Source organism: Nocardia sp. NBC_01377 (genome assembly GCF_045040005.1).
Lineage (GTDB): Bacteria > Actinomycetota > Actinomycetes > Mycobacteriales > Mycobacteriaceae > Nocardia > Nocardia noduli.
This window is the reverse complement of sequence record NZ_CP109566.1, coordinates 648755-672944: the sequence shown is the minus strand read 5'-3', so window position 1 is coordinate 672944 and position 24190 is coordinate 648755. Positions and strand designations below refer to the sequence as shown.

Genomic DNA, 24190 nt, shown 5'->3' with positions numbered 1-24190 from the left:
CGTCCGAACTGCCGCGAATGTGAGGTATGACGCGGGTTGGACACGGCCGCGCCGCCGCGCTGTCAGCAGGTGAGTCCGGGTGCGGGTTCGGTGAGGTCGACGAGGTAGGCGACGACGGCGTCATCGAGACATTTGTCGCCCGCGACGAGCGCGGCGGTGTGCCGATTCCCGCGATAGGTGATGAGGGAGGCCCCGAGTTGCTGGGCCAGATCGACACCGGCCTGATACGGAGTCGCCGGATCCTCGGTCGTGGAGACCACCACCGTCTCGGGCAGACCCGTCACCGATATCCGATGCGGTTCGCTCGTATTGGGGACCGGCCACGACACACAGAGGTCGAGCGGGGCCGCGCCGGTGCCACGACCGTCGTCGATGAAAGGCGCGGCCTTGCGGTATTCCATGTCCTGGCGACCCGTGAGAGCCGGATCGGCGATCCGGGGATCGTCCACGCAGCGGATGGCGTTGAAGGCGTCGTCGGTATTGCGATAGGTGCCGTCCTCGCGGCGGCCGTCGTACATATCGGCCAGTTGCAACAGGGTGTCGCCGCGCCCCTTGCCGAGTTCGTCGAGGCCCATCGTCAGCACCTGCCACAGTTCGTCGGTGTAGAGGGCTTGCCGGACGCCGGTGATCGCGTCGTCGTAGGTCAGCCCGCGCGGGTCGGTGGTCGCGGCGGGCGTCGTCCACAGCGGGTCGACCAGGGCGCGGAAACGGGCTACTGCTCGAGTCGGATCGGAGCCGAGCGGGCAGTCGGGTTTGCTCGCGCACTGGGCGCTGTAGGCCTCGAACACGCCCTGGAATCCGGCGGCCTGGCGCAGTGATTCCTGGACCGGGTCCTGCGAGGAGTCGACCGCGCCGTCGAGCACGAGCGCGCGCACCCGTTCGGGGAATCGCTCGGCGTAGGCCGAACCGAGCCTGGTGCCGTAGGAGTAGCCCAGGTAGTTCAGCCCCGGATCGCCGAGCACGGCCCGGATGACGTCCATGTCCTGCACGACCTCGCGGGTGCCGACGTGGGCGAGGAATTCCGTGCCGGTCCGCTCCGCGCATTTGTCCGCGTAGGCCTTGTTCTCGGCCTCCATCTCGGCGATCCCCGCCGGGGAGTTGTCCTCGGGCGGATCGGCCCGCTCGGCGTCGGACTCCTGCGGCGTCAGGCAGGAGATGGTCGGCGTCGAGGATCCGATCCCGCGCGGGTCGAACCCGACCCGGTCGAAACGTTCGGCCAGCTCGCCGCGCCCGGCGATGCTGACCATCGACAATCCGGAACCGCCGGGACCGCCGGGATTCAGCAGCAGTGATCCGATCTTGTCTCCCGAGGCCGGGATCCGCGACAGCGCGATCTGCGCGGTGGCGCCGTCGGGTTTCGCGTAGTCGACCGGAACGGTGATCTTCGCGCATTCGGCGCTGGGCGGGAGACGATCCTCCGGATCGCCGAAGCCGTCGCAGTCACCCCACTGCACCGACTGGCTGTAGAAGGGCTCCAGTCCGGCGGGCGCCGGGGGCGAGGGCACCGGTGTCGTCTTCGGCTCGGCCGTACCGCCGCACCCCGCGACGACCAGCAGCATCCCGGCCACACCTGTCACCAGCAACCCACGACCGCTCCGCACCCGACCCATGCCGATGATCCTGCCAGGAGCGCGGCGCTTCCCCGCGCGCCACCACCCGGGCCGCCGATCATGCCGCGCGGTCGCCACCGTCCACGGCGGCCGCGGAGGGGCAGGCCGGTCACCGCCTGTGACCAATTGCACCGGCGACCGGCCCTATTGCCCGGGTCGCCGCAGTGGCACACTGGAGCTGTCAGAGAACCCGGGGACCCGACAGGGCCTCGAGGCGACACGTAGCGAAAGGGACGATGATGTCCGTATCCGATTCGGAAACCCCTGCCTACGGTGCGGCTCCTGCCGAGCCGAAGAAGACCGCGCGCAAGACACGGGTGCATCACCTCCAGCAGATGAAGGCCGACGGCGAGCGCTGGGCCATGCTGACGGCCTACGACTACTCGTCGGCCCGCCTGTTCGAAGAGGCCGGGATCCCCGTCCTGCTGGTCGGTGACTCGGCCGCGAACGTGGTGTACGGCTACGACACCACCGTGCCCATCACGGTGGACGAGCTGATCCCCCTCGTTCGCGGCGTCGTGCGCGGCGCGCCGAACGCCCTCGTCGTCGCCGACCTGCCGTTCGGGACCTACGAGAGTTCCCCGCAGCAGGCCCTCGCGACCGCGACCCGATTCATGAAGGAGGGCCAGGCGCACGCGGTGAAACTCGAGGGCGGAGAGCGTGTGGCCGAGCAGATCGCGCTGATCAGCGCGTCCGGCATCCCGGTGATGGCGCATATCGGTTTCACCCCGCAGAGCGTCAACGGGCTCGGCGGTTTCCGGGTGCAGGGCCGCGGTGACGGCGCCGAACAGCTCATCGCCGACGCCATCGCCGTGCAGGAGGCGGGCGCGTTCTCGGTGGTCATGGAGATGGTTCCCGCCGAACTCGCCGGACAGGTCACCCGCAAACTGACCATTCCGACCGTCGGCATCGGCGCGGGCGCGGAATGCGACGCCCAGGTCCTGGTCTGGCAGGACATGGCCGGATACACCAGCGGCAAGACAGCGAAATTCGTCAAGCGTTTCGGCGATATCGGCGGTCAGCTGCGCACCGCGGCGGCGAGCTACGCCGACGAGGTGCGGCGCGGCACCTTCCCCGGTCCCGAACACAGCTTCTGATCTCGCGGGCGGGTCGGGCGGTGGACGTTCCCACGACACTGCTCGACCTGCCGTCCGCGCCAGTCCTCGAACCCGTTGCGATACAACGAGAACGGGGCCTGATCAAAGAGTTGCGCGACAACTTCGGCTGAACCGGACCTCCCGAGGCGCGCACCGGACCGGTCGAATCAGTGGCAGTATCGAAATCGACCGATTCGACACGATCAGAGGTACCGATGCCGCACAGCCGATGGATTTCCCGCAGCACGCTGCTCGCGGCAGGAGTTCTCACCGTCGCGGCGCTGGCCGCCTGCGGACCCACCGACGACCCGAGTCCCACCGGAAATTCCGGTTCGGTCACCTCGATCCCGCAGGCCACCACGGGCGCGGGCAGCGGCGGCAGTCAGAAGCCGACCGCCCAGGTGACCGACGCGGCGGGCAAAGCGCTCTGCGACGCGATCCGCCCCGAGCTGTCGAATTTCCGGGTGCAGGGTCCCACGCTCGGCGGGGTCGGCATGAACCTGATCGTGCATCCGTGGGGACTGCAATACGGCATCGACGTTCTCGGCAACAAGGCCGTCGTCGACACCGCCACCTCGAAGAGCTGTCCCGATGTGCGCCAGCAGGCGATCGAGGCGTTGTCGGCGCCGGATCTGGCCTCGGTGATCGTGGGGCTGTGATGCGCACGCTGTATCCCGAGATCGAACCGTACGACTCCGGCATGCTCGACGTCGGCGCGGGCCAGTCCGTGTACTGGGAGGTCAGCGGCAACCCCGAGGGTAAGCCGGTGGTGTTCCTGCACGGTGGTCCCGGCGGCGGCACCTCGCCCGCGCAACGGCGGTTCTTCGATCCGTCGGCCTACCGGATCGTGCTGCTCGATCAGCGCGGCTGCGGTCGCTCCACCCCGCACCTGGCCGACGGCGCGTCACTGGAGACCAACACCACCCGGCATCTGATCGCCGATATCGAAGCGCTGCGTGCCCATCTCGCCATCGATCGGTGGCAGGTCTTCGGCGGCTCGTGGGGTTCCACGCTCGCCCTCGCCTACGCCCAGCAATATCCCGAGCGGGTCACCGAACTGGTGCTGCGCGGCATATTCCTGCTGCGGCGCAAGGAAATCGACTGGTACTACAACGGCGCCGCCGGATACGTCTACCCGGACGAGTGGGAGAAATTCCTGGCCCCGGTGCCGGAATCCGAACGCGGCGAGGATCTGGTCGAGGTCTACCATCGGCTGCTGCACTCCCCTGACGACCGGATCGCGACCGCCGCCGCCATCGCCTGGTCCACCTGGGAAGGTTCGACGAGTTCGCTGCTGCCGCAGCCGGACCGCGTGGCCGAGACCGCCGCTCCCCGGTTCGCGCTCGCCTTCGCCAGGATCGAGAACCACTACTTCCGCCACGGCGGTTTCCTCGAAGAAGGACAGCTGCTGCGCGATATCGGCATCATCTCCCATATTCCGGCGATCATCGTCCAGGGGCGTCACGACATCGTCTGCCCCGCGGTCAGCGCCTGGGATCTGCATCGCGCCTGGCCCGGTTCGACGTTGCACATCGTCGACGACGCCGGTCACTCGGCGAACGAACCCGGCATCACCCACCATCTCGTCGAGGCGACCGACGGATTCTCGAAAGTGAGTTGATCGCATGGGGGTCACCGCAGGAACCGCGCTGATCACGGCGCTCGGCGACGACGTCGACCGGCTCACCGCCGCCGAACCCGACGTGCGCGCCGACGCCGACGATTCGGTGCACCAGATGCGGGTGGCGACGCGACGGCTGCGCAGTGTGCTGCGGTCGTACAAGACGCTGCTCCAGCGAGATCCGGTGACGGCGGCGAATATCGAGTTGAAATGGCTGGCCGATCTGCTCGGTGTCGCGCGTGACGCCGAGGTGCGCGCCGATCGTTTCGTCACCCTGCTCGACAAACAGGCGGCGGATCTCTCCCCCGACGACCTGGCCACCGCGACCGCCCGGCTCGTCACCGCGGAGCGCGCCCGCTACGAGTCCGCGCACACCGACATCCTCACCGCGTTGGACGCCGACCGCTACCGCGCGCTGCACGACCTGCTGATCCGATGGCGTACCGCGCCGCCGCTGCGCTCCTCGCGCGCCGCCGCCCCCGCCGCCGGATTCTTCGGTTTCGTACTGCACCGCGACCGGAAACGCGTCGAAGCGCTCATCAGGACCGAGCCGACCGTCTCCCCCGCCGACCGCGTCGAACTGCTGCACGACATCCGCAAAAGCGCCAAACGCCTGCGGTATTCGTGCGAAGCGGCCGAAAGCGTCCTCGGGGAGCAGGCGACCACGCTCGGCTCGCGCGCCAAACGACTACAGACGGTGCTCGGCGACCACCGCGACGCCGTCGAATCGCGCGAGGCGATCCTCGAACGCGCCGCCGCGGCCGAGGCCGCCGGGGAATCCACCGAGATCTACCACCGCCTCGCCGCCGTCGAACAGAGCGCCGCCGATCGCGAATTGGACCGCTACCCCGTCGCCGCCCGAGCACTGTCGACCGGGAAGCCGCAGTAGGGTCCGCCGCGTCACGGTTGCGCCGCGGCGCGAAGACGATCGAAAGCTCGCGGCATCGGTCCTCGCTCGAGGAACTCCGCGACCCGGGCCGAGCAGACCTCGACGGTATCGCGGCCGGTGTCGACTTCCAGATCGTAGATCCCGTGTGCGTGGACCACATCGACCTGCGCGGCGGCCGTACCGACGACGCGATCTCCGCGCCGCCGTTCTCGACGACGCAATGCGTCGAGGGAGCAGTGCACACCGACGAGAACGACATCGATGCCCGCCATCACCGTCAGACAGTCCCGCAGCCGCCACGGCTCACCGAGGACATGGTCCACGACGATGTCGTTACCCGCCAGCGCCATTCCCGCGACCGCCCGATGGAAACCCGCACGGGTGCGTCGCAGAACTTCGGCGAGCGCCGCCGGATCGAGTTCGCCGGTGCGCGTTTCCGACCGCATCGCGCCGATCATGTCGACACCCATGTGGAAGAAGGGCCGGTCCAGATCGATCAGCAGTCGGCGCGCGAGGCTGGACTTGCCCGAGCTCGACGCACCGTTGAGGAACACGATCTGTCCAGGAGCGACCGCACCGCGAGCATCGAAGGTTTCCGCGAGGTCGAAGAAGCTGCGCACAACTTCCATGGTGGCGGCGTGGTCGGTTTCGGCGGCACGGAGCCGGAAGAGTCGGCTCAGGTCGTGGTCTGGTCGCGCAGAGCGGCGCGCTCGGCCGCACGGGCGGCGCGACGTTCACGACTGGCCGCCGATCGGCGGGGTTGCGGTTGCGGGGCGCTGGACTGCCGCACGTCGGGCTGCCGATCGCGGCGTTGGCGACGGCGGCGTTCGTGGGCGGGGAGTGAATCCTCCGACACGCTGTAGAGGTCGATCGAGCGGACGAAGTCCACCAGGAGCACGATGGGCAATATCAAGACCCACAGGCTCATCACCGCTTGGCCGCCGTCGTGGAAGAACGCCAGGTAGCAGGCGTAGCCCAGGAACGCGACCCCGAAGACACCGTTGACGATCCGGCGCGCGAGTCTCACTTCCTTCGCGGCGAGCGAGAGCAGTACCAGCATGATGCCGCTGGCCGTATGCGCGAAAATGAAGAAACCCACGGCCGAAACCCCCACGGAGACACTGGCGGACACGCCGCGCGATCGAACGAGCGACAGCGTAGCAACTGTGCGTGGGATCGCACAGCGGTCCCGTTCGAGTGCCCCTCCGGGAAGAGTGCGCTCGGCAGGCTCTGCGCCCATGCGGCGAGAGGCGAGTAGGCCCGCTCAGGCGGGAAAGGTGAAGGCGATCTTGCGGGTGGCGGGATCGGCCGTGACGAGACGGACGCGGACCGAGGTCCCTTCCGGGAGTGAGCCCGCGCAGCGGCCGAGTACGGGCGGGTCGGCGACGAAGATCTCGGCGGGCCGGTTGCCGTTGCCCTCGCGGAGGACGACGGCGTCGAATTCGCCGCCGGTGCGCGAGGCGAGCAGGGTCGATTCGGTGAGGTCGATGCAGGCGCGCTCGACCTTGCCCGCGACGGCGTCGCTGCGTTTCATCGATTCGGCGGTCGGTGCGAGACCCTCGCGCACCCATTCCGGGATCGGTGTCCCGGCGCAACGGGCCAGGCAGATCTCGGTGCCGAAGCGGTCGGCCAGTCGGCGCAGCGGTGCGGTCACATGGGCGTACGGTGCGCCGATCGCGCTGTGGCGCAATGTCTCCGGTGACAGATCGGTGTCGCCGAGCACGGTGTAGGCGGCTCCGCGCAGCAGGCCGGTCGCCTCCGACATGAGCACGAGGGCGGCGGGGGTGTTCGGATCCAGTTCGGCGAGCATCCGGCCGACCGGTTTGTCGGTGGGCCAGGCGACCCCGACGGCCGCGGCGGTGCGGCGCAGGGATTGGATGGCCGATTCGGGCGGGGGCGGCATCGTGCGCAACAGACCGGCCCGGCCCCCGTCGGAATTGTCCACCATGATGCGGGCGGCGCACATCCCGGTGAGCAGCGAGATCTGTTCGTTCCAGTCGTCGGCGGCGGTGCGCGGCTCCAGCACCAACTGCCAGTGCCCGTCGGTGGCGTCGTCGCGGATGACGCTCTGCGACGGCAGCCGCAATCCGATCACGCCACGGGCCAGCCCCGTTTCGATGCGCCGCGTGCCGAATTCCGGCAGGGCCGCGACCGAGGGGTGTGGGCGACCGGCGTCGGCGTCGGCCTGCACACCGGCGTAGTCGAGCCGGGCGCGGGAGCGGACGGTGGCCCGCACGACCGAGTACCGCAGCGGTTCGGCCTTCTCGTCGCATTCGATGGTCCACAGCGCGGCGGGTCTGGTGCGGTCGGGCAGCAGGCTCGCCGAACCCTCCGAGAGCACCGGCGGATGCAGCGGCACGGTGGTGTCGGGCATGTAGAAGGTCTGGCCTCGCGCGCCTGCCTCACGGGCGAGCGCGCCATCGGGGGCGATGACGGCGCCGAGGTCGGCGATCGCGTAGTGCACGGTGAAACCGGTGCCGGTGCGCTCGAGATGGACGGCCTGGTCCAGGTCCATCGAGCCCGGCGGGTCTATGGTCACGAATTCGATATCGGTGCGATCGATCCGGTCGCCCGCGAACACGTCGTTCGCGTCGCGGGCTTCCGCGGTGGCCTCGGCGGGATACGTCGAGGCCAAGCCGAATTCGGATCTGACGGCGCCGAAGTCGACCGGCGCCGAGATGATCCGCTGGTGTAATTCCACCAGCTACTGCAACGCCAGCATGGTGCCGTTCAGTTCGTTGAACGGACCGAAGACGGTGAAGGTGACCCGTCCCGTCGGGTAGGCCGACGACACGGCGGCAGCCCCGTCCAGCGCCTCACCGAACGACGCGGCCGACGGATGCGGAAGGCCCGCGATCGTGCGACCGAAGTGGGTCTGGTGCACCCACTGGGTATCGGCCGGGCTGAGATCGACCTGAACCCCACCCGGCAGCGGGGTGACGGCGACCGCGCTTGCGGACCCGGCACCGAGCACTGCGAAAACCGATGCGGCCCCGGCGATGAGAGCACCGGCGACCATAGAACGAACTACCCGCATGGAGTTGAGACCTGCTTCCGCGATCGAAATTCGAAAGGCCCGATGCAGCCCGGCAACGGGCCTTGCCAACGGCGACCACTCTATGACGTCGATCACGATCGGGGCCAGTAGGAGATGAATTGTTATGCCCGACCCGCAGCCGTCGGCGCGTCGTCGGCGGCTGCTAACGTTCCGGGGCGGCGCGGGCTGTCCGGTTCTCGGCACATCCCGCGTGTTCCGAAGTGACCCCGTACGTCGATATTTGGGAGTACCGCACTGATGTCATCGATCATCTTCGACTACCTGATGCCGCTGCTCGGCCCCGACCAGGCCGCCTACTGGGCTCAGGTATTCCTGATCGAACCGGTCTGACCTCACAGTTTCGGTCCACGCAATCGTCGCCTTCCGTTAACCACACGGAGGGCGACTTTTGTTCGCGGCGGCTAGCATCCCGCTCCGTGAGAAGAACCTCCGCCGCTCTCGCGGCCAGCGCCTCCGTATTCGCCCTGCTCCTCGCCGGTTGCAACGACGACACAGCCACATCCTCCGCGGCGGCCGGTACCTCGGCGGCCGCGGAGGCCGCCTCGAGCGTCGCCCGGGTCGTCGACGGCGCGAAGGCGGGCACCTTCGTCGTCAGTTTCAAGAGCGCTTTCCCGAAGTTGGCGCAGGGCAGGAGCGACGTCCAGATCAGCGACATCCTCAATCAGACCTGCTCGGACCTGAAGTCGGGTAAAGCCGAGGACGCCGTGATCAGCGGTGTCGCCACGCACGCCAAGAACGGCTCGACGGAGGTGACGAAGGACGAGGCAGCGGCCATCTACCAGATGGCCAAACTCATGTGCGGGTAGTCGCTCCCGCTGATTCACCGTGATCGGCCGCATATCCTCGGACAGCGGCCGGGCACGTATCCCGCCGGGGCGGGGGCGGACGAGTTGGCGTGTAAGCCGGATCCTGTACCCGGTTCGCACCGGGTGACGACCATCCATCTGGACACACCGTCGCCGGGTGCCTCGAGCGGTCCACCCGCAGGCTCGGGCGAGCAGCCCTCGAACACCTGCGCAGCCGCACCGCGAGCGGTGCGACCTTCGACCTTGCTCCGGGCGGGGTTTACCTAGCCGCCCCGGTCACCCGGGGCGCTGGTGCGCTCTTACCGCACCGTTTCACCCTCACCGCACGATCGAGCCGTGTTCGCACACGACGCGACCGTGGGCGGTCTGTTCTCTGTGGCACTGTCCCGCGGGTCACCCCGGGTTGCCGTTAGCAACCGCCCTGCTCTGTGGAGTCCGGACTTTCCTCGGCGCGGGGCGGCGGCACAGAGTGCCCGTTCCCAGCGCCGCGGTCGCCCGGCCAACTCGTCCGCGCCCCAAGGGTACGCGACCGGGCAACCACCGGTCCGCGCGCCCACGACCGACCCAGTACGGTAAATATCCATGGAGCGTGTCGAGGTCGGTTTCACGTCGGGCGGGGATCAATGCGCGGCGTGGCTGTATCCTCCCGACGGCGTCCCCAAACCCCGCCCACTGGTGGTGATGGGTCATGGTCTCGGGGGTACCAGGGAGATGGGATTGGACAGGTACGCACGGCGGTTCGCGGCGGCGGGCATGGCCGTGCTGGTCTTCGATTACCGTCATTTCGGCGCGAGTCAGGGCACGCCGCGTCAGGTGGTGAACATCGCGAGACAGCGTGAGGACTGGCGCAACGCCATCGCCTTCGCCCGCACCCTGCGCGGGATCGACAAGACGCGAATCGCGCTGTGGGGCACAGCCCTCGGTGGCGGGCACGTGCTCACGATCGCACCGCAGGACGATTACATCGCGGCGGTCGTCGCGCAGGCGCCGTGCACCAGCGGATGGGCCTCGACCATGGTGAAGGGCCCGATCAATGTGACGAAGGTCGTCACGATCGCGGCCACCGACCTGTTGATCGGGCCGATCCGGCGCAAGCCGGTCGGGATCAAACTCGCGGGCCGCAAACGGTCCGCGGCCCTGATGAGCGCCCGCGATGTTCCCGAGGGTTACGGCAGGCTCGCCGAGGACAGCGAGAGCTGGCAGCCGAAAGTGGCGGCGCGCTTCGCCTTTCCCGCGTTGTTCAACGCACCGGGACGCCGGGCCAAAGCCCTGAAGATGCCGGTCTTCTACGCCATCGCCGACAACGACTCGGTGGCACCGGCGAAACCGGCGCTCAAGGCCGCGGAGCGAACCAAACACGCTGTGGTCAAACGATATCCGGTGGGCCATTTCGATCTGTACTTCGACGACGTCTTCGAACAGGTCGTCTACGACCAGACCGAATTCCTGGTCTCGGTGTTGCGGCCCTGAGCGCACCTGTCGCGGACACGTGGCGACCGGGTATCATCGATGGCAATATTCCCGTCGATGGCCCCGGTGCGCCGCGAAGTACCGTCACGATGAAATCTGTTCTCTCCCCGGGGAAGGCTCTCCCCTTCCGTTCATGACGGCCGCGCGGGTCCGCACCCGCCCCGAATTGCGTAGACAACGGCGCAGGCGCGCGCACGGCTGCTGGAATCACCTGATCGCGGCGCCGCTGTGGCCCAAGCACAGCGTCAATCTCGGTACCCTGCTTCGCACCTGCGACGCGGTCGGCGCCTGCATGGCGGTACCGCGCCAACCGTGGGTGCCCGACGCGCTCGCCCAGGGCAACACCTTGCGCACACGGCCGTGCGTGCACTGGATCGACGGACGCGTCGACCGCTGGCTGGAACGTCAGCGCCGGGGCGGATCCGCCATCGTCGGTGTCGAACTCACCGACGAATCGATCCGGCTCGCCGACGTCGAACCGGCGAACAGACGCACCGTCATGGTGCTCGGTCACGAATCCGACGGTATCCCGCCCGAGGGCGTGGAACTGCTGGATTTCGCCGTCGAGATCCCGATGGTCGGCTCGGGACACAGTCTCAACGTCGCGGTGGCCGGTTCGCTGGTCCTGTACAAACTCGCCGGGCTGTGCTGATTCGCGAACCTGTCGGTACCTGCCGCTACGGTCTCGATCCATGAATTCGGTGACAGCGGAAATCGCCGAGATCGTCGGCGGGATCGAAGCATTCGACGACCTGGAACGCGCCCATATCGCGACGACACTGTCGTGGATGGCCGCCACCGACGACGTGTTCCGTCGCGTGAAACCGGCGGAGCCGCCGCGGCATCTGGTGTCCTACGTCGTCCTGGTCGATCCGGACGCCGGGGCGGTCTTCCTGGGCAGTCACCTGCTCGCGGGGCTGTGGCTGCCCACCGGCGGCCACGTCGACCCCGGCGAGTCACCGTCGACCGCGGCGCGGCGTGAGACGTTCGAGGAATTGGGGATCGAGGCCGATTTCGATGTGGTCGGCACGGATCCGCTGTTCCTCACCGTCACCACGGTCGGGCCGAGCGGCGGGCACGAGGATGTCAGCCTCTGGTACGTCATCCGTGGTGACCGCACCCGCGAATACGCCCTCGACCCACGTGAATTCGGCGAGGGCAGGTGGTTCGACATCGGGGAAATCGTCCACCTCGAATCCGACCCGCACATATCCCGTTTCCTCGCCAAGCTCGACTCGGCGATCAGGGCGTCGGGTAGGACGCCGTCGCGGAGGGGACGGGGGTAGATTGCGAGTGTCGTGGTCCCGCAGGAGAATCGAGCGCACATCATGACCGATCCGCAACTGCTCGACGCACGCCGCGCGGGCATCCTCGCCCAGGTGACGGAATTACGCCGCGCCCTGGCGGATTTGACCGAGGACTACCGCGCCCTGCCCGCGTCGGGACTTCTGCTCGACACCGAGGGCATCGGCGCACTCATCACGCCCGCGTACTGCGTGGCGGGCGCGCGTGAGGTCTTCGAGGAGGCGACGATCGAACTCGACGCCGCCATCGACGCACTCGGCCGCGCCGGTACCTACACCTCGCGGCTGCGGCTGGCCGTATTCGACTGACTCGGTGAGTTCAGGCCGATCCGGCCACGTAGGGACGACGGAAACGACTCGCCGCCGCGACCCGTTCGGGCACGCGGCGGCGAGGGTGGAACTCTCCGGCTCAGAAGGTCCGGAATCCGCTGCCGACGCCACCGGTGGCGTTGACGGCGGCGAGGATGATGTCGATCGGCGCGAAGAACGCGGGCGAATGGATCGGGTTCGCCGCCGTCGCGCAGGGCAGGTCGAAGCCGATCCCGGCAAGGCCGGTGAGCCTGCCCTGGTTCATGCCGACCAGCTTGTCACCCACGGTGACCGGACCGCCCGAATCACCCGGCTTGGAGCACGCCTGGTTGATGGTGACCGACTCGTCGAGGGTTCCCCAGACGACACCGCAGCCCGGACCGCTGGTGCGGCCGTTGGAGCACACGGTCGTTCCCGGACCCGGCTGTCCACCGATGCCGTTGATGGTGGTGGCGCCGATGACCCGCGCCGGGGTGACCTTCGCCGGGTCGAATTGCAGAACCGCGTAATCCAGACCCTCCCCGTTGTCGGAGTACGCCACGACACCGACGGCGCCCGCCTCCATCGCGCCCTCCGAGGCCAGCCGCGCACCGGCGGGCGCGCAGTGACCCGCGGTCAGCCCGACGAGCCGATTGGCGTTGTCGTAGCCGATGGCGGTCAGCGAGCACGCCGAGTTGTTGTCGAAGACGAGGCCCGAACTGCCGCCGAGGACCACACTCCCCGGCGCGGCCTGCGCCATACCCGCCACGACGGCACCGACACTCGCGATGACGGCAACAACGGCCGCCACCCCTCTGAATCTCACAGCAGTTACTCTCCTTCTCCAAGAATCCGGGCCGACACCCGGATTCGCCCGGGTGTGACCGCACCACACCTCGCGGCAGTATTCCCCCACCAACCCCGCACGAAATGTACTACCGCGCTGGGAGATCGGCCATTCTTTCGCGGATCCGCCCGCATCACGGCTTCTAGTTCAGGTACGAGGTGTCGTTGACCAGGCGCACCGACGAACCACCGTCCGGATAGAACTCCGCGATCGACAACGATGCCAGATCCAGGTGCAGCCGGTACAGCAGCGACGGCCCGACCCCCAGCGCCAGTTGCAGCAGGGTCTTGATCGGCGTCACGTGGCTGACCGTGACCACGTTCTGTCCCGGATACAGGGCGACGAGGTCGCGGCGGACCGATTCGATCCGCTCGCGCACCCGGTCGAAACTCTCGCCGCCGGGCGGTGACACCGCGGTGTCGCCGAGCCAGCGGGCGTGCAGTTCGGGGTCGCGCTGAGCGGCCTCGGCGAAGGTCAGGCCGTCCCACTCGCCGAAATCGGTTTCGATCAGACCGTCGAGTACCCGCACCGGTGCGCCGAGCGCGGCACCGGCCGCCTCGGCGGTTTCCCTGGCGCGATCCAGCGGCGAACTGACGACCGCGGCGATATCGCCCTTGGTCGGGAGCATCTTGGCGGCCCGTGCGGCCTGTTCGCGACCGAGTTCGGTCAGCGGCGGATTGCCGCGTCCGGAATATCGGCGTTCCACGGACAGGGCGGTCTGGCCGTGCCGCAGCAGCAGCAGCCGCGTCGGGCTGCCGACGGCGCCGGTCCAGCCGGGCGAGGACGGGGCGGCGGCCAGTGCGAGCTTGCGCTCCTCGGCGGGCGTCGACAGGGCTCCGCGCACCTCGTCGACCACGCTCGCGTCGTCCATGGCCTCGTTGGCCAGCCGGTCGGCGTGGGAGTTCTCGGCGCGTGGGATCCAGGTGAAACCCACCCGATCGAAGGCCGCGGCCAGTCTGCGCGCGCGGTCGGCCAGCGGAATCATGGACGCGTGCTTGATCTTCCAGCGTCCCGACATCTGTTCGACGACGAGTTTGGAGTCCATGCGGACCTCGACCACGCGCGCGCCCAGTTCGGTCGCGGCCTCGAGGCCCGCGATCAGACCTCGGTACTCGGCGACATTGTTGGTCGCGACGCCGATGAATTCGCGGCGTTCGGCGAGTACCCGCGCGTGGTCGTCGGCGAAGACCACCGCGCCGTAGCCGGCGGGTCCCGGATTGCCGCGCGACCCTCCGTCCGCCTCGATGATCACGTGTTCGTTGCTCACTACCCGAACTCCTCGCTCATGACGGACGCCGACGCCGAGCCGCTTCGACCGGTCCCGGCCGCCGCGCTCGCACACCCGGTCGGCCACGACCTCACGCTAGCCGCCCACTTCGACAGCGAGCCCGTTTCGACCGGACCGGGCCGTTTCCGTGCGAAGTGTGCTTACCACCACACGCTCAGCGCCTGTCATCCGCCATGCCCGAAGCCGGGGCGGCGATGGGATCGGAGCAGGTCACAGACCCGATTCCTTGGTGCGAACGAGAATCGCACCGCATTCCGAGCAGCGGACCACCACATCGGGCGCGGTCTTGGCGATCCGCGCGATCTCACCGCGGTCGAGTTCGATGCGGCACGCGCCGCACCGCCTGGCCTGGAGCAGCGCGGCGCCCGCACCCTGCTGGGCGCGCTGCTTGTCGTAGACGGTCAGCAGTTCACCGGGAAAGAGCTGGATCAGATCCGCCCGGTCCCGCTCGCACCGCTGCTGGGCCACATCGAGATCGGCCACGGCCTCGTCCCGCTGGCGTTGCGCGTCGGCCAGTTCCTCCTCGGTCTTGCTGAGACGGGCGCCCGCGTGATCGTGATCGGCGGCGGAGGCCTCGCGCCGTTCCATCACCTCGAGCAGTTCGTCCTCCAGGACCGAACGCCGCCGCTCCAGGCTGCCCAGCTCGTGTTGGAGTTCCGAAAGCTGTTTGGCGTTCACGGTTCCGGCGCTCAGCATGCCGCGATCACGATCCTCGCGCTTGCGTACCGCGTCGACCTCGCCCTCGAGCTTCTTGATGTCGCGATCGAGATCGTCCAGCTGGATCTCCACCGCCACGGCGGCGTCCTTGTGCGCATTGCGCTCCGCCTCCAATCGGGCGACCTCCTGCTGCTCGGGCAGCACGTTGCGACGATGCGCGATCCGCGTCGACTCGGCGTCGACAGCGGCGAGCCGGAGCAGCTTGGCCTGGATCGATGATTCGACATTCAACGCGGGGAAGCTCCTGAACGCTATGGGAAGGGTGGAAGTACCCGAACCGCCCCTCGGGCGTCGAATACCAGTGCTCAACCGTACCCCGGCGTCGGCGCGATCGGACGCGAGGCCGGTGACCGGCCCCACCCCCGACCGCCTACTACCCCGCCGCGCGGGTCTTGATGGCGTCACGGGAGATGAACACGTCGTACTCACCCGGTGTCGAGATGACCGCGTTGCCATAGGCGGAGCGAACGAAAGGTTCGGTGTACCACTTGCCCTCGCGCATGTCGGCGAAGAAATCCTTGTCGTCCCCGTTGACGAAGAGCTGGTTCTGGGTGGTCGCGACACCGTCGAGGCGCTGACCGTAGAGCCGGGTGACCTGGTATCCGGAGTGGAATCCGAGCGCGTTCACCCACGGCTCCAGTTCCACGATATTGGCCTGGAGCACCCACAGATCGCCCTGGACCCGGTAGGTCTCCTTGCGCTCGTCGTGGTTCTCGTCACCGTAGAGGGTGAGTTCGACTTCCAGCTGATGTTCCTGCCCGGCAACCTCTTTCACGACGACGTGGGCGGCCTTGATCTCGCCGCTCAATCCGAGATATGTCTGCATCAGGGTCGCTATCCAGAGCAGGCCCACGGCGGCGACGAGTAGGACCAACCCACCCGCACCCCGTCCGAGCAGCACACGCGGCCCCACTTTGCGCACCATTACCAACGCCGAGACGATCAGCGCCACTGCGATCAGGATGAGCAGGATCAGGCCGACCTGCACGAACCCGAAGTCCACCGGGTAGTTCATGCGGTAGTTGTACCCGGTCCGGAGGTTTCGATTCGGGTGAACATCGCGACACACCGACAACACGCGCAAATAGGACAGAGGCGGGGTCGCGCGGGGCCTAGAACTTCACCATCGGCGCCGGGTGCAGCGGATGACGCAGCGCGCCCGCGGTCGCCAGTCTGACCAGTTTCCAATGGAATCCGGAACTGGGAAAGGCGCGGCGCACCGCGCGATAGTCGCGCGCCGACAGACCGAAGCGCACGATGCCACTCGTGAAATCGACGGTGTCGGCCTTGCGGAACAGTTCCACGGGCGACAGCGGCCCGGCCGCGGCGCGTAGTTTGTGGTGATCGTCGATCATGGTCGTCACCAGTGGTATTCGGGTCTCGTCGCCGGTGTCGCGCAACCACCGCTGGGCGCGTTCGATGGACGGCGGCAGATAGTCCCAGGTGCCGTCGCTCCAGATACCGAGATCGTGGAAGGCGGCGGCCACCACGAATTCCGGCAGCGCGCTCGGCAGTTCCGCCTCGCCGCCGCCCGCGCGCAGATGCAGCAGGTCGGCGACCTGCACGACACGGATGGCGTGATTCAGATAGCCGCGGTAGTCACCGCCGAGCGCGGAAGCCCAGGTCTCGAGAATGTCGGCGATCCCGGTCGCCGCGCCGTCGTTCACCGTGAGTTCCATGCAGAACAGTCCCTTCGTGCGGCGATCCGACCTGCACATATCCTCGGCGTGAACCGCCGGATGCGCCATTCGAATCGCCGGTGCTCAGGTCACGTTCACTCGGCGCCGCTCACCGTCCACGGGTCGGTGCGCAGGTTCGAGACGTGGGTTTCCAGCGTGGGGAACGCGCGGCGCACGATATCGGCGGCCTGGGCGCACCACGGGAATTCCGTGGCCCAGTGGGCGGCGTCGACCAGCGCGGGACCGCCCGCGCGCAGATGTTCGTCGGCCGGATGGTGACGCAGATCGGAGGTGACATAGGCGTCGACCTCGAGCCGCGCCACCTTCCCGAGATAGGAATCGCCGGCACCGCCGCAGACGGCGACGTTCTCGATCATCCGATCCGGATCACCCGCCGCGCGGACACCCCAGACGGTCTGCGGCAGCGCGGCGCGCACCCCGGCGGTGAAGGCGCGCAATGTCTGCGGTCGCGGCAGAACGCCGACCCGGCCGATGCCGACGCCGGAGGGGAACGGCGCGCGCTCGGTGACGTGATAGGCGGGTTCCTCGTACGGGTGGGCGGCGCGCAACGCGGTGAGCAGCGCGCCACGGGCCGCGGGCGGCGCGATGACCTCGATCCGGTCCTCGTCCACGCGCTGGAGTTCGCCGACGGTGCCGATCGCGGGATTCGCGCCGGGCATCGGACGGAACTGGCCGACGCTGGGCACGTGGACCGCGCAGTCGTGGTAGTTGCCGGACCCGCCCGCGCCCGCGCCGAACAACGCCGCGAGCACCGCCTCGGTATGGGTGCGCGGTACCTGCACCACCCAGCTGTCGACCGCGGCCGTGGGTTTCGGGTCGAGCACCCCGGTGACGGTGAGACCGAGCGCGTTCGCGAGCGCGTCGGAGACGCCGGGAGCGGCGGAATCGGCGTTGGTGTGCGCGGAGAACAGCGCGCAGCCCGATCGGATCAGCCGGTGCACCAGCGCGCCCTTCGGGGTGTCGGCCGCCACCGTGTCGACGCCGCGCAGCAGCAGCGGATGGTGCACGATCAGCGCCTGCGCGCGTTCCCCGATCGCCGCGTCCACCACGTCCGCTGTCGCGTCGACGGCGAACAGGACCCGGCTCACCTCGTCGGAGGGATCACCGCAGACCAGCCCGACCGAATCCCACGATTCCGCCAGTTTCGGCGGGTAGGCCGCGTCCAGCACCCCGATGAGTTCCGCCAGCGTCGTCACCATCAGCCTCTCCCTGCTCCGGACTCACACCTGTCGATTCGCCGCCGTCGGCGTCGGCCCACATCCGCGCCCCGGATATTCCGAGGTCCGTACGCCGCGACCTCCGATGACCGCGCGGCTGTCACAGACCCGCCTGCTCGATCGCCTCGACCAGGCGATCCACCTCGGCGGCCCCGCGCACCGCGACCCGCAGGTGGTTCGGGCCGAGGCCGGGAAACGTATCCGCGCGGCGGACCGCGACGCCGAGGTCGGCGAGGTGTTTGCGCAGCAGTTCGCCGTCCGGCACCCGCAGCAGCAGGAAGGGGCCCTGCGCGGGGGTGTGCACGTCGACGCCGAGCGCGGTCAGACGCCCGATCATCGCGGCGCGCTCCTCGGCGATCACGGCCGCGCGGCGCTGAGCCCAGGCGACGGCGTCGGGTGCGGCGGTCGCGGTGATCGCCTCCAGTTGCAGACTGCCGAGCGGCCAGTGCGGACGCCCCTGGCCGAGCCGGGTCAGTACCTCGGGCGCGCCGAGGAAGTACCCGCACCGCAAGCCCGCGAGCGCCCAGGTCTTGGTGAGGCTGCGCAGCACGAGCACGTCCGGTGTGGCGTCGGCGGCCAGGGATTCCGGTTCGCCGACCACCGCGTCGGTGAACGCTTCGTCGACCACGACGAGTCGGCCCGGGCGGCGCAGGGCACGCAGGGTGTCGGCGGGATGCAGCACCGAGGTGGGGTTGGTCGGGTTACCGAGGACCACCATGTCGGCGTCGGCGGGGACGGCGGCCGGATCCAGGGTGTAGGGCGGTTCGAGGACGACCCGCGTCACCGGGATGTCCGCCTCGCGCAGCGCCAGTTCCGGTTCGGTGAACGACGGGTGGATCACCGCGGCCAGTCGCGGCGTGAACCGGGGCAGCATCGCGAACCCCTCGGCCGCGCCCGCGAGCAGCAGGACCTCCTCCGGAGCGCGACCGTGCCTGGCCGCCACCGCCGCGCGCGCGGCGGATTCCGCGTCGGCGCTCGGGTAGCGGCCGAGGTCGGTCAGGCAGGCCGCCAGCCGCTCGCGCAACCACCGCGGCGGGGCGCTGCCCTGCACGTTCACCGCGAAATCGAGCAGTCCGGGGTGTGCGTCCACATCGCCGTGGTGGCGTAGTTTCGCATGATCGACCGGGTCCGATGGCACGATCCAACACCCTACGTGGCGGCCTCGCGGCGTCACCGGCCAGAATGGTTGTCGTGGGTGAGCTGCACATATCGTTCGTCTGTACCGGCAACATCTGCCGTTCGCCGATGGCGGAGAAGATATTCGCGCACCATCTGAGCGAAGAGGGTCTGACCGATCGGGTGCGGGTGAGCAGCGCGGGCACCGGCGGCTGGCACGTCGGAGACGACGCCGACCCGCGCACCACGTCGACGCTGCGCCGATACGGCTATCCGATCGGACACGCGGCGGCACTGCTCGGGCCCGACCATCGCGGTGCGGATCTGCTGATCGCCATGGACCGTGGCCACGAACGCGCGCTGGCCGAGGCCGGAGTGCCCTCGGACCGGCGCAGACTCCTGCGCAGCTTCGACCCGGACGCCGACGGACCCGACGTTCCCGACCCGTACTACGGCGACACCTCGGATTTCGAGATCGTCCGCGAGCAGATCGAAGCCGCGATGCCCGGCCTGCTGGAGTGGACCCACACCGCCCTCGGCGACGCGGCCCCCGACGGACGACGACGCTGATGCGCAGAATCGCCTTCCTGCTTCGGCCGAGCTGGGTCATCCTGGCCGCGCTCGTGGTCGCGTTCGCCTACCTGTGTTTCACGGTGCTCGCGCCGTGGCAGCTCGGCAAGAACACCTCGACCTCGCATCGCAATCAGCTGATCGCCGATTCGGTCCGAGCGGATCCGGTCGATATCACCACCATGCTCGACGACGCCGACAACGGCACCGAATGGCGTCGGGTCACCGCGACCGGCAGTTTCGTCCCGAATTCGACGGTGCTGGTCCGGCTCCGTCATCTGGACGGCGCGCCCGGCTATTCGGTGCTGACCGCCTTCGCGTTGACCGACGGGCGCGTACTTCTGGTCGATCGCGGCCTCGTCGCGGGTGTCGACGGCGGTTCGCGACCACCGGCGATTCCGGATCCGCCCGCCGGGTCGCAGCGTGTCGAAGGCCGCGTCCGGGCATCCGAAGGTGTCACGCCGGGGCGGGAACCGGTGACCGAGGACGGTTTCCGGCAGGTGTACTCGATCGACACCACCCAGGAGGCCGGGGTGATCGGCCTGCCGCTGACCCCGATCCCGGCCGGTGACCGAAGTGGCTATCTCCAGCTCTCGCAGGACCAGCCCGGCGCGTTCTCCCCCACGCCGCTGCCGCAACTCGACGCCGGACCGTACCTGTCCTACGGGTTGCAGTGGCTCGCGTTCGGCATCATGGCGCCCCTCGGCCTCGGCTACTTCGTGTACGCGGAGATCAGGGAGCGGCGCAAGGAGAAGTCCGCCGCCGAACGGGTCGCCACCGGGCCGACCGCCACCGAACCGCTCGAACCCGAATCGGTGGTGCCGCGAGATCGCCTGGCCGACCGTTACGGACGCACCAGGTCCTGAGAGCGGTCAGCGTCGTCCGGCGGCGAGCGCGTAGCCCGCGGCCACCAGCACCGCCGCCGCCTGCACGGCTTCGGACATGCGCACCGCGCGACGCAGGTCGGGGACGGTCGGGGCGGGCCCGTCGCCCAGCCGCGGCCGCGATTCGGTGCCGTGGCGGTACCGGGTGACCCCGCCGAGTCCGACGCCGAGCGCACCCGCCATCGTCGCTTCGACCACCCCCGCGTTCGGGCTCGGGTGTCCGGCCGCGTCCCGTCGCCACGCGGCCAGCGAGTCGGCGGCGCGACCGCCCGCGACCGGGGCGAGGGCGGCCGTCAGCAGACCGGTGACCCGCGCGGGAACCAGATTCGCCACATCGTCGGTCCGCGCCGCGGCCCACCCGAACCGCTGGTAACGATCGTTGCGGTAGCCGATCATGGCGTCGAGGGTGTTGATCGCGCGGTATCCGAGCAGGCCCGGCACCCCCGCGACCGCACCCCACAGCAGCGGCGCGACCGTCGCGTCGGAGGTGTTCTCCGCGATCGATTCGAGTGCGGCGCGGGCGAGTCCGTCCGCGTCGAGCACCTCGGGGTCACGCCCGCACAGCGAGGGCAGCAATCGCCTGGCCCCGTCCAGATCACCGGATTCCAGCCTCTCCGCCATCTCCCGCCCGGTCCCCGCGAGAGTGCGACCACCGAGCACGGTCCAGGTGGCCAGCGCCGTCGCCACCACCCCGCCCCGGCGCAGCACCAGCCCGAGCCCGACCACGCCGCCCACAGCCACGATCTCGTGCACCACCCCCGCCGACCGCCGATCGGCGTAGGTCCGCCGTTCCAACGCCAGCGCCGCGCTACCGAACCCGGCGACCGGATGCCAACGCCGCGGATCACCGAACACCCGATCCAGCGCGAACCCGAGTACCAGCCCGGCCGCGTTCGCAAACCCGTTCCGCATCCGGCGAGGGTATCCGCCCCTCCCCTCCCCGCCCTCGACCGGCCGGATCATCACCTGCCACCGATCACGGACCGGGAATGAATCCGCCGGGCGCACTGTAGAACTTGCACATGAGACTCGATGACGCCGCTCGCGCGCTGATCGGCGGCGGGGCCGACGCGACGCTGGTGACCCTCAATCCGAACGGCAGTCCGCAGGTCAGTGTGGTGTGGGTGGCCTTGCGATCCACCCCCGAAGGCGACGAACTCGTCACCGCGCATCTGGGCGAATATCGGAAGGTGCGCAATGTGCGGCGTGACGGACGGGTCGCGGTGACCATCCTGTCGCACGAGGGCGGCGACATCATGCGGCCGTACCTGGCGATCACCGGCACCGCCCGGATCGAGGAAGGCGGCGCGCCCGAACTGCTGGCCGAACTCGCCGAAACGCTCGCGGCGCCGGGCGCCGGATTCCCGCCGGACGACGCCCCACCCGGTTTCCTCACCCGCATCCGCATCGACGAGGTGGGTGGCATCGGCCCCTGGTCCTCCTGACCCGATCGCGATGTCACACTCGGGACACTCGCATCGTCACCTCGGTGTCAGCATCCGACACGCGTCCGCCAGTCCGGGCGTCGACACGATCGAAACGGTGGTTGCAGTGACCGACGACAGACCCGCCGAACAGCTCGATGCCGCCGAACTGGCTCGAAGGTTCGAGGAGCATCGCCCGTATCTGCGCAGGCTCGCCTACAGCACGCTGGGCAGTCTGACCGATGCCGACGATGTGGTGCAGGAGGCGTGGCTGCGCCTGCAACGTCAGCACGCGGCGGGTCGAGCCGACGAGATCGACAATCTGCGCGCCTGGCTCAGCACCGTCACCGGCAGGCTCGCCCTCGATCTGCTGGGTTCGGCGCGCGCCCGCAGGGAGCAGTACGTCGGCGAGTGGCTGCCGGAACCGGAGGTCACCAGCTGGGACGATCCGGCCGATCGGATCGCGCAGGACGAGCGGGTCACCACCGCGCTGCTCGTGGTCCTGGAATCGCTGTCACCGGCCGAGCGCACCGCCTTCGTGTTGCAGGACGTGTTCGGCATGAGCGGCCCCGACGTCGCCGAAGTGGTCGGACGCACGCCCGCGGCGGTGCGGCAGCTGGCCTCGCGCGCTCGCAAACGCGTCGAGGACGGCACCCCGCGCTTCCCCGCCTCGTCCGACGAGCAGGAGAAGGTGGTGTCGGCGTTCGCGCTGGCCTGGCGTTCGGGCGATCTGAGCGCGTTGCTCGGTGTGCTGGACGCGAACGTCAGCCTCACCGCGGACGGCGGCGGCAAGGTGCCCGCCATTCGCAAACCCGTGCACGGCGCGGAACTCATCGCGAAGATGCTGCTCGGCTGGTATCACGCGCCCTCGGCGCAGGGCGGCTGGGGCCGCGCGGTCCTGGTCAACGGCCGCCCCGGCCTGGTGGTCTTCGACGGCAACCACACCGGGGTCTTCGATTTCACCGTCGACGCGGGCCGGATCGTCGCGATCAATGTCGTCCGCAATCCCGATAAATTGCACGACCTGCCGACCAGCGGCGTCCCCGACTGGTATTTGGGACGCAGCGAGAAGACCGAGTAGTCGAACGCGCGGTCGTCGGCCGACCGCGCGGGCCGGGCCGATCGGCGCACCCCCGTGTCGGCCCTACCCGACAGACCCCACCACCGTGGGTGCCGAATACCCGTGCGCCGCAGCCACTTCCACCGACAGCAACCGCCCCGCTTCGGCCGTCATCCCGCGAGCAAGTTCCGGGTACTCCACGCACGCCTGCCGCGAACCGCGGTCCGCGATGGCGAGCACGTAGGGCAGTGTCGCGTTGGTGAGTGCGACGGTCGAGGTGTGCGGTACCGCGCCCGGCATGTTCGCCACGCAGTAGTACAGCGAATTCGCCACCCGGAAGGTGGGATTCGCGTGCGTGGTCGGGCGCGAACCTTCGAAACATCCGCCCTGGTCGATGGCGATGTCGACCAGTACCGACCCCGGTCGCATGCGGGCGACGAGTTCCTCGGAGATCAGTTTCGGCGCCCGTGCGCCCGGCACCAGCACGGACCCGATCACCAGATCCGCTCCGAGTACCGCCCGCTCGATCTCGACCGCGTTGGACGCCAGCGTCGTCAGCCGCCCCTGGAATCGGGCGTCGAGCGCGCGCAGACGGTTCAGGTTCGTGTCGAGGACGGTCACCCGCGCGCCCATCCCCACCGCCACGCTCGCCGCGTCGGTTCCCGCGACGCCCCCGCCGAGCACGACCACATCGGCGGGACGCACCCCGGGCACCCCGCCGAGCAGCACACCAGCTCCGCCCAGCGGCGCCATGAGGTGATACGCCCCGACCTGGGTGCCGAGTTTGCCCGCGACTTCGCTCATCGGCGCGAGCAGCGGTAGCGAGCCGTCCGCCGCGCGCACGGTCTCGTAGGCGATGGCGGTGATCGCCGAGCGCAGGATCGCGTCGGTGCATTCGCGCGACGCCGCCAGGTGCAGATAGGTGAACAGCACCTGCCCCGAGCGCATGCGCGGATACTCCGGCGCGATCGGCTCCTTCACCTTCAAGACCAGTTCCGCCGTCCGCCACACCTCCTCGGCGGTGGACGCGAGCCGGGCGCCCGCGCCGGTGTAGTCGATATCGCCGAACCCCGACCCGACGCCCGCCCCCGCCTCGATCAGCACCTGGTGCCCGTGCCTGACCAGTTCGCCCGCGCCCGCCGGTGTCAGCGCGACCCGGAACTCCTGTTCCTTGATCTCACGCGGAACTCCGATCTTCATAACGCCATCGTGGCCCACACCCGC

At 69.2% G+C, this 24190-nt stretch carries 27 protein-coding genes and 1 other RNA gene; 13 read left to right on the top strand and 15 right to left on the bottom strand.

Going from position 1 to position 24190, the window contains the following annotated elements:
- Positions 1 to 62: 62 nt before the first annotated feature.
- A complete protein-coding gene (locus OG225_RS03155) occupies positions 63 to 1610 on the bottom strand; it encodes an alpha/beta hydrolase (RefSeq protein WP_405180329.1) in 1548 nt (515 codons plus the stop codon).
- A 239-nt stretch (positions 1611 to 1849) separates the two neighbouring features.
- On the opposite strand from OG225_RS03155, the gene panB reads away from it, so the two are divergent.
- The 4 genes from panB (at position 1850) to OG225_RS03135 (ending at position 5217) form a co-directional block, all read left to right on the top strand.
- Positions 1850 to 2707, top strand: coding sequence for a 3-methyl-2-oxobutanoate hydroxymethyltransferase (panB, locus tag OG225_RS03150; protein WP_405183174.1), 858 nt, complete (start codon positions 1850 to 1852; stop codon positions 2705 to 2707).
- Positions 2708 to 2922: 215 nt separating this feature from the next.
- Complete coding sequence (locus tag OG225_RS03145) at positions 2923 to 3366, top strand: hypothetical protein (protein ID WP_405180328.1); 444 nt, start codon at positions 2923 to 2925, stop codon at positions 3364 to 3366.
- Entirely contained in the window at positions 3366 to 4328 is a 963-nt protein-coding gene (gene pip, locus OG225_RS03140) for a prolyl aminopeptidase (protein WP_405183173.1), read from the top strand. Before OG225_RS03145 ends, pip begins: the two co-directional genes overlap by 1 nt.
- Before the next feature lie 4 nt (positions 4329 to 4332).
- Entirely contained in the window at positions 4333 to 5217 is an 885-nt protein-coding gene (locus tag OG225_RS03135; RefSeq protein ID WP_405180327.1) for a CHAD domain-containing protein, read from the top strand.
- A gap of 11 nt (positions 5218 to 5228) precedes the next feature.
- On the opposite strand, the gene OG225_RS03130 is transcribed toward OG225_RS03135, so the two are convergent.
- The 4 genes from OG225_RS03130 to OG225_RS03115 form a co-directional block, all read right to left on the bottom strand.
- Complete coding sequence (locus OG225_RS03130; protein ID WP_405180326.1) at positions 5229 to 5846, bottom strand: chloramphenicol phosphotransferase CPT family protein; 618 nt, start codon at positions 5844 to 5846, stop codon at positions 5229 to 5231.
- A 47-nt stretch (positions 5847 to 5893) separates the two neighbouring features.
- Positions 5894 to 6316, bottom strand: coding sequence for a hypothetical protein (locus OG225_RS03125; protein WP_405180325.1), 423 nt, complete (start codon positions 6314 to 6316; stop codon positions 5894 to 5896).
- A 165-nt stretch (positions 6317 to 6481) separates the two neighbouring features.
- Entirely contained in the window at positions 6482 to 7918 is a 1437-nt protein-coding gene (locus OG225_RS03120) for an RNB domain-containing ribonuclease (RefSeq protein WP_405180324.1), read from the bottom strand.
- A gap of 3 nt (positions 7919 to 7921) precedes the next feature.
- Positions 7922 to 8236 (bottom strand): hypothetical protein, encoded by a 315-nt coding sequence (locus OG225_RS03115; RefSeq protein WP_232839872.1) that lies wholly within the window; start codon positions 8234 to 8236, stop codon positions 7922 to 7924.
- Positions 8237 to 8691: 455 nt separating this feature from the next.
- Here OG225_RS03115 and OG225_RS03110 point away from each other — a divergent pair, with 455 nt between their 5' ends.
- The gene (locus tag OG225_RS03110) at positions 8692 to 9081 is read left to right on the top strand and encodes a hypothetical protein (RefSeq protein WP_405180323.1); all 390 of its coding nucleotides are present in this window, start codon (positions 8692 to 8694) and stop codon (positions 9079 to 9081) included.
- Between the two features lie 76 nt (positions 9082 to 9157).
- On the opposite strand, the gene rnpB is transcribed toward OG225_RS03110, so the two are convergent.
- An RNA gene (rnpB, locus tag OG225_RS03105) (RNase P RNA component class A) lies at positions 9158 to 9588 on the bottom strand.
- A gap of 75 nt (positions 9589 to 9663) precedes the next feature.
- On the opposite strand from rnpB, the gene OG225_RS03100 reads away from it, so the two are divergent.
- The 4 genes from OG225_RS03100 (at position 9664) to OG225_RS03085 (ending at position 12164) form a co-directional block, all read left to right on the top strand.
- Positions 9664 to 10551, top strand: coding sequence for an alpha/beta fold hydrolase (locus tag OG225_RS03100; protein WP_216911891.1), 888 nt, complete (start codon positions 9664 to 9666; stop codon positions 10549 to 10551).
- Between the two features lie 133 nt (positions 10552 to 10684).
- Positions 10685 to 11203, top strand: a complete 519-nt coding sequence (locus tag OG225_RS03095) for a TrmH family RNA methyltransferase (RefSeq protein WP_216911892.1) — start codon at positions 10685 to 10687, stop codon at positions 11201 to 11203.
- A 40-nt stretch (positions 11204 to 11243) separates the two neighbouring features.
- Complete coding sequence (locus OG225_RS03090) at positions 11244 to 11837, top strand: NUDIX hydrolase (protein ID WP_405180322.1); 594 nt, start codon at positions 11244 to 11246, stop codon at positions 11835 to 11837.
- Between the two features lie 42 nt (positions 11838 to 11879).
- Positions 11880 to 12164, top strand: a complete 285-nt coding sequence (locus tag OG225_RS03085) for a hypothetical protein (RefSeq protein ID WP_405180321.1) — start codon at positions 11880 to 11882, stop codon at positions 12162 to 12164.
- Between the two features lie 100 nt (positions 12165 to 12264).
- On the opposite strand, the gene OG225_RS03080 is transcribed toward OG225_RS03085, so the two are convergent.
- The 7 genes from OG225_RS03080 to cobC all read right to left on the bottom strand — a co-directional run bounded on the left by OG225_RS03080 (position 12265) and on the right by cobC (position 19050).
- Positions 12265 to 12969: a hypothetical protein gene (locus OG225_RS03080; protein WP_405180320.1), complete on the bottom strand. Its 705-nt coding sequence runs from the start codon at positions 12967 to 12969 to the stop codon at positions 12265 to 12267.
- A gap of 163 nt (positions 12970 to 13132) precedes the next feature.
- Complete coding sequence (locus tag OG225_RS03075) at positions 13133 to 14257, bottom strand: bifunctional RNase H/acid phosphatase (RefSeq protein WP_405180319.1); 1125 nt, start codon at positions 14255 to 14257, stop codon at positions 13133 to 13135.
- A gap of 231 nt (positions 14258 to 14488) precedes the next feature.
- A complete protein-coding gene (locus OG225_RS03070; protein WP_216911894.1) occupies positions 14489 to 15226 on the bottom strand; it encodes a zinc ribbon domain-containing protein in 738 nt (245 codons plus the stop codon).
- 142 nt (positions 15227 to 15368) lie between these two features.
- Positions 15369 to 16010 carry a hypothetical protein gene (locus OG225_RS03065; protein WP_405180318.1) on the bottom strand — a complete coding sequence of 214 codons (642 nt, stop codon included), beginning with the start codon at positions 16008 to 16010 and terminating at the stop codon, positions 15369 to 15371.
- A gap of 97 nt (positions 16011 to 16107) precedes the next feature.
- On the bottom strand, positions 16108 to 16674 hold the full coding sequence (locus tag OG225_RS03060; RefSeq protein WP_405180317.1) for a hypothetical protein: 567 nt from the start codon (positions 16672 to 16674) through the stop codon (positions 16108 to 16110).
- A 95-nt stretch (positions 16675 to 16769) separates the two neighbouring features.
- Positions 16770 to 17894 carry a Nif3-like dinuclear metal center hexameric protein gene (locus OG225_RS03055; protein WP_405180316.1) on the bottom strand — a complete coding sequence of 375 codons (1125 nt, stop codon included), beginning with the start codon at positions 17892 to 17894 and terminating at the stop codon, positions 16770 to 16772.
- Positions 17895 to 18012: 118 nt separating this feature from the next.
- A complete protein-coding gene (cobC, locus tag OG225_RS03050; RefSeq protein ID WP_405180315.1) occupies positions 18013 to 19050 on the bottom strand; it encodes an Rv2231c family pyridoxal phosphate-dependent protein CobC in 1038 nt (345 codons plus the stop codon).
- A 44-nt stretch (positions 19051 to 19094) separates the two neighbouring features.
- On the opposite strand from cobC, the gene OG225_RS03045 reads away from it, so the two are divergent.
- Both OG225_RS03045 and OG225_RS03040 read left to right on the top strand, forming a co-directional pair.
- Positions 19095 to 19598 (top strand): low molecular weight protein-tyrosine-phosphatase, encoded by a 504-nt coding sequence (locus tag OG225_RS03045; protein WP_216911906.1) that lies wholly within the window; start codon positions 19095 to 19097, stop codon positions 19596 to 19598.
- The gene (locus tag OG225_RS03040; RefSeq protein ID WP_405180314.1) at positions 19598 to 20464 is read left to right on the top strand and encodes an SURF1 family protein; all 867 of its coding nucleotides are present in this window, start codon (positions 19598 to 19600) and stop codon (positions 20462 to 20464) included. The genes OG225_RS03045 and OG225_RS03040 overlap by 1 nt, the downstream gene beginning before the upstream one ends.
- Before the next feature lie 6 nt (positions 20465 to 20470).
- Here the strand turns inward: OG225_RS03040 and OG225_RS03035 are convergent, their stop codons facing one another.
- Complete coding sequence (locus tag OG225_RS03035) at positions 20471 to 21394, bottom strand: cobalamin biosynthesis protein (protein ID WP_405180313.1); 924 nt, start codon at positions 21392 to 21394, stop codon at positions 20471 to 20473.
- Positions 21395 to 21504: 110 nt separating this feature from the next.
- Here OG225_RS03035 and OG225_RS03030 point away from each other — a divergent pair, with 110 nt between their 5' ends.
- A complete protein-coding gene (locus OG225_RS03030) occupies positions 21505 to 21927 on the top strand; it encodes a TIGR03618 family F420-dependent PPOX class oxidoreductase (protein WP_405180312.1) in 423 nt (140 codons plus the stop codon).
- 106 nt (positions 21928 to 22033) lie between these two features.
- Entirely contained in the window at positions 22034 to 22987 is a 954-nt protein-coding gene (gene sigJ, locus OG225_RS03025; RefSeq protein WP_405180311.1) for an RNA polymerase sigma factor SigJ, read from the top strand.
- Positions 22988 to 23050: 63 nt separating this feature from the next.
- On the opposite strand, the gene ald is transcribed toward sigJ, so the two are convergent.
- Positions 23051 to 24166, bottom strand: a complete 1116-nt coding sequence (gene ald, locus OG225_RS03020) for an alanine dehydrogenase (RefSeq protein WP_405180310.1) — start codon at positions 24164 to 24166, stop codon at positions 23051 to 23053.
- Positions 24167 to 24190: the final 24 nt, after the last annotated feature.

What these genes read in the sequence shown, in the direction of transcription:
- OG225_RS03030 (WP_405180312.1), top strand. Translation starts at nt 21,505, where the DNA reads ATGAGACTCGATGACGCCGCTCGCGCGCTGATCGGCGGCGGGGCCGAC.
- OG225_RS03065 (WP_405180318.1), bottom strand. Translation starts at nt 16,010, where the DNA reads ATGAACTACCCGGTGGACTTCGGGTTCGTGCAGGTCGGCCTGATCCTG.
- OG225_RS03100 (WP_216911891.1), top strand. Translation starts at nt 9,664, where the DNA reads ATGGAGCGTGTCGAGGTCGGTTTCACGTCGGGCGGGGATCAATGCGCG.
- OG225_RS03095 (WP_216911892.1), top strand. Translation starts at nt 10,685, where the DNA reads ATGACGGCCGCGCGGGTCCGCACCCGCCCCGAATTGCGTAGACAACGG.
- OG225_RS03040 (WP_405180314.1), top strand. Translation starts at nt 19,598, where the DNA reads ATGCGCAGAATCGCCTTCCTGCTTCGGCCGAGCTGGGTCATCCTGGCC.
- OG225_RS03085 (WP_405180321.1), top strand. Translation starts at nt 11,880, where the DNA reads ATGACCGATCCGCAACTGCTCGACGCACGCCGCGCGGGCATCCTCGCC.
- OG225_RS03060 (WP_405180317.1), bottom strand. Translation starts at nt 16,674, where the DNA reads ATGGAACTCACGGTGAACGACGGCGCGGCGACCGGGATCGCCGACATT.
- OG225_RS03155 (WP_405180329.1), bottom strand. Translation starts at nt 1,610, where the DNA reads ATGGGTCGGGTGCGGAGCGGTCGTGGGTTGCTGGTGACAGGTGTGGCC.
- OG225_RS03045 (WP_216911906.1), top strand. Translation starts at nt 19,095, where the DNA reads ATGGTTGTCGTGGGTGAGCTGCACATATCGTTCGTCTGTACCGGCAAC.
- OG225_RS03035 (WP_405180313.1), bottom strand. Translation starts at nt 21,394, where the DNA reads ATGCGGAACGGGTTTGCGAACGCGGCCGGGCTGGTACTCGGGTTCGCG.
- OG225_RS03090 (WP_405180322.1), top strand. Translation starts at nt 11,244, where the DNA reads ATGAATTCGGTGACAGCGGAAATCGCCGAGATCGTCGGCGGGATCGAA.
- pip (WP_405183173.1), top strand. Translation starts at nt 3,366, where the DNA reads ATGCGCACGCTGTATCCCGAGATCGAACCGTACGACTCCGGCATGCTC.
- panB (WP_405183174.1), top strand. Translation starts at nt 1,850, where the DNA reads ATGTCCGTATCCGATTCGGAAACCCCTGCCTACGGTGCGGCTCCTGCC.
- ald (WP_405180310.1), bottom strand. Translation starts at nt 24,166, where the DNA reads ATGAAGATCGGAGTTCCGCGTGAGATCAAGGAACAGGAGTTCCGGGTC.
- OG225_RS03115 (WP_232839872.1), bottom strand. Translation starts at nt 8,236, where the DNA reads ATGGTCGCCGGTGCTCTCATCGCCGGGGCCGCATCGGTTTTCGCAGTG.
- OG225_RS03135 (WP_405180327.1), top strand. Translation starts at nt 4,333, where the DNA reads ATGGGGGTCACCGCAGGAACCGCGCTGATCACGGCGCTCGGCGACGAC.
- OG225_RS03055 (WP_405180316.1), bottom strand. Translation starts at nt 17,894, where the DNA reads ATGGTGACGACGCTGGCGGAACTCATCGGGGTGCTGGACGCGGCCTAC.
- OG225_RS03145 (WP_405180328.1), top strand. Translation starts at nt 2,923, where the DNA reads ATGCCGCACAGCCGATGGATTTCCCGCAGCACGCTGCTCGCGGCAGGA.
- OG225_RS03130 (WP_405180326.1), bottom strand. Translation starts at nt 5,846, where the DNA reads ATGGAAGTTGTGCGCAGCTTCTTCGACCTCGCGGAAACCTTCGATGCT.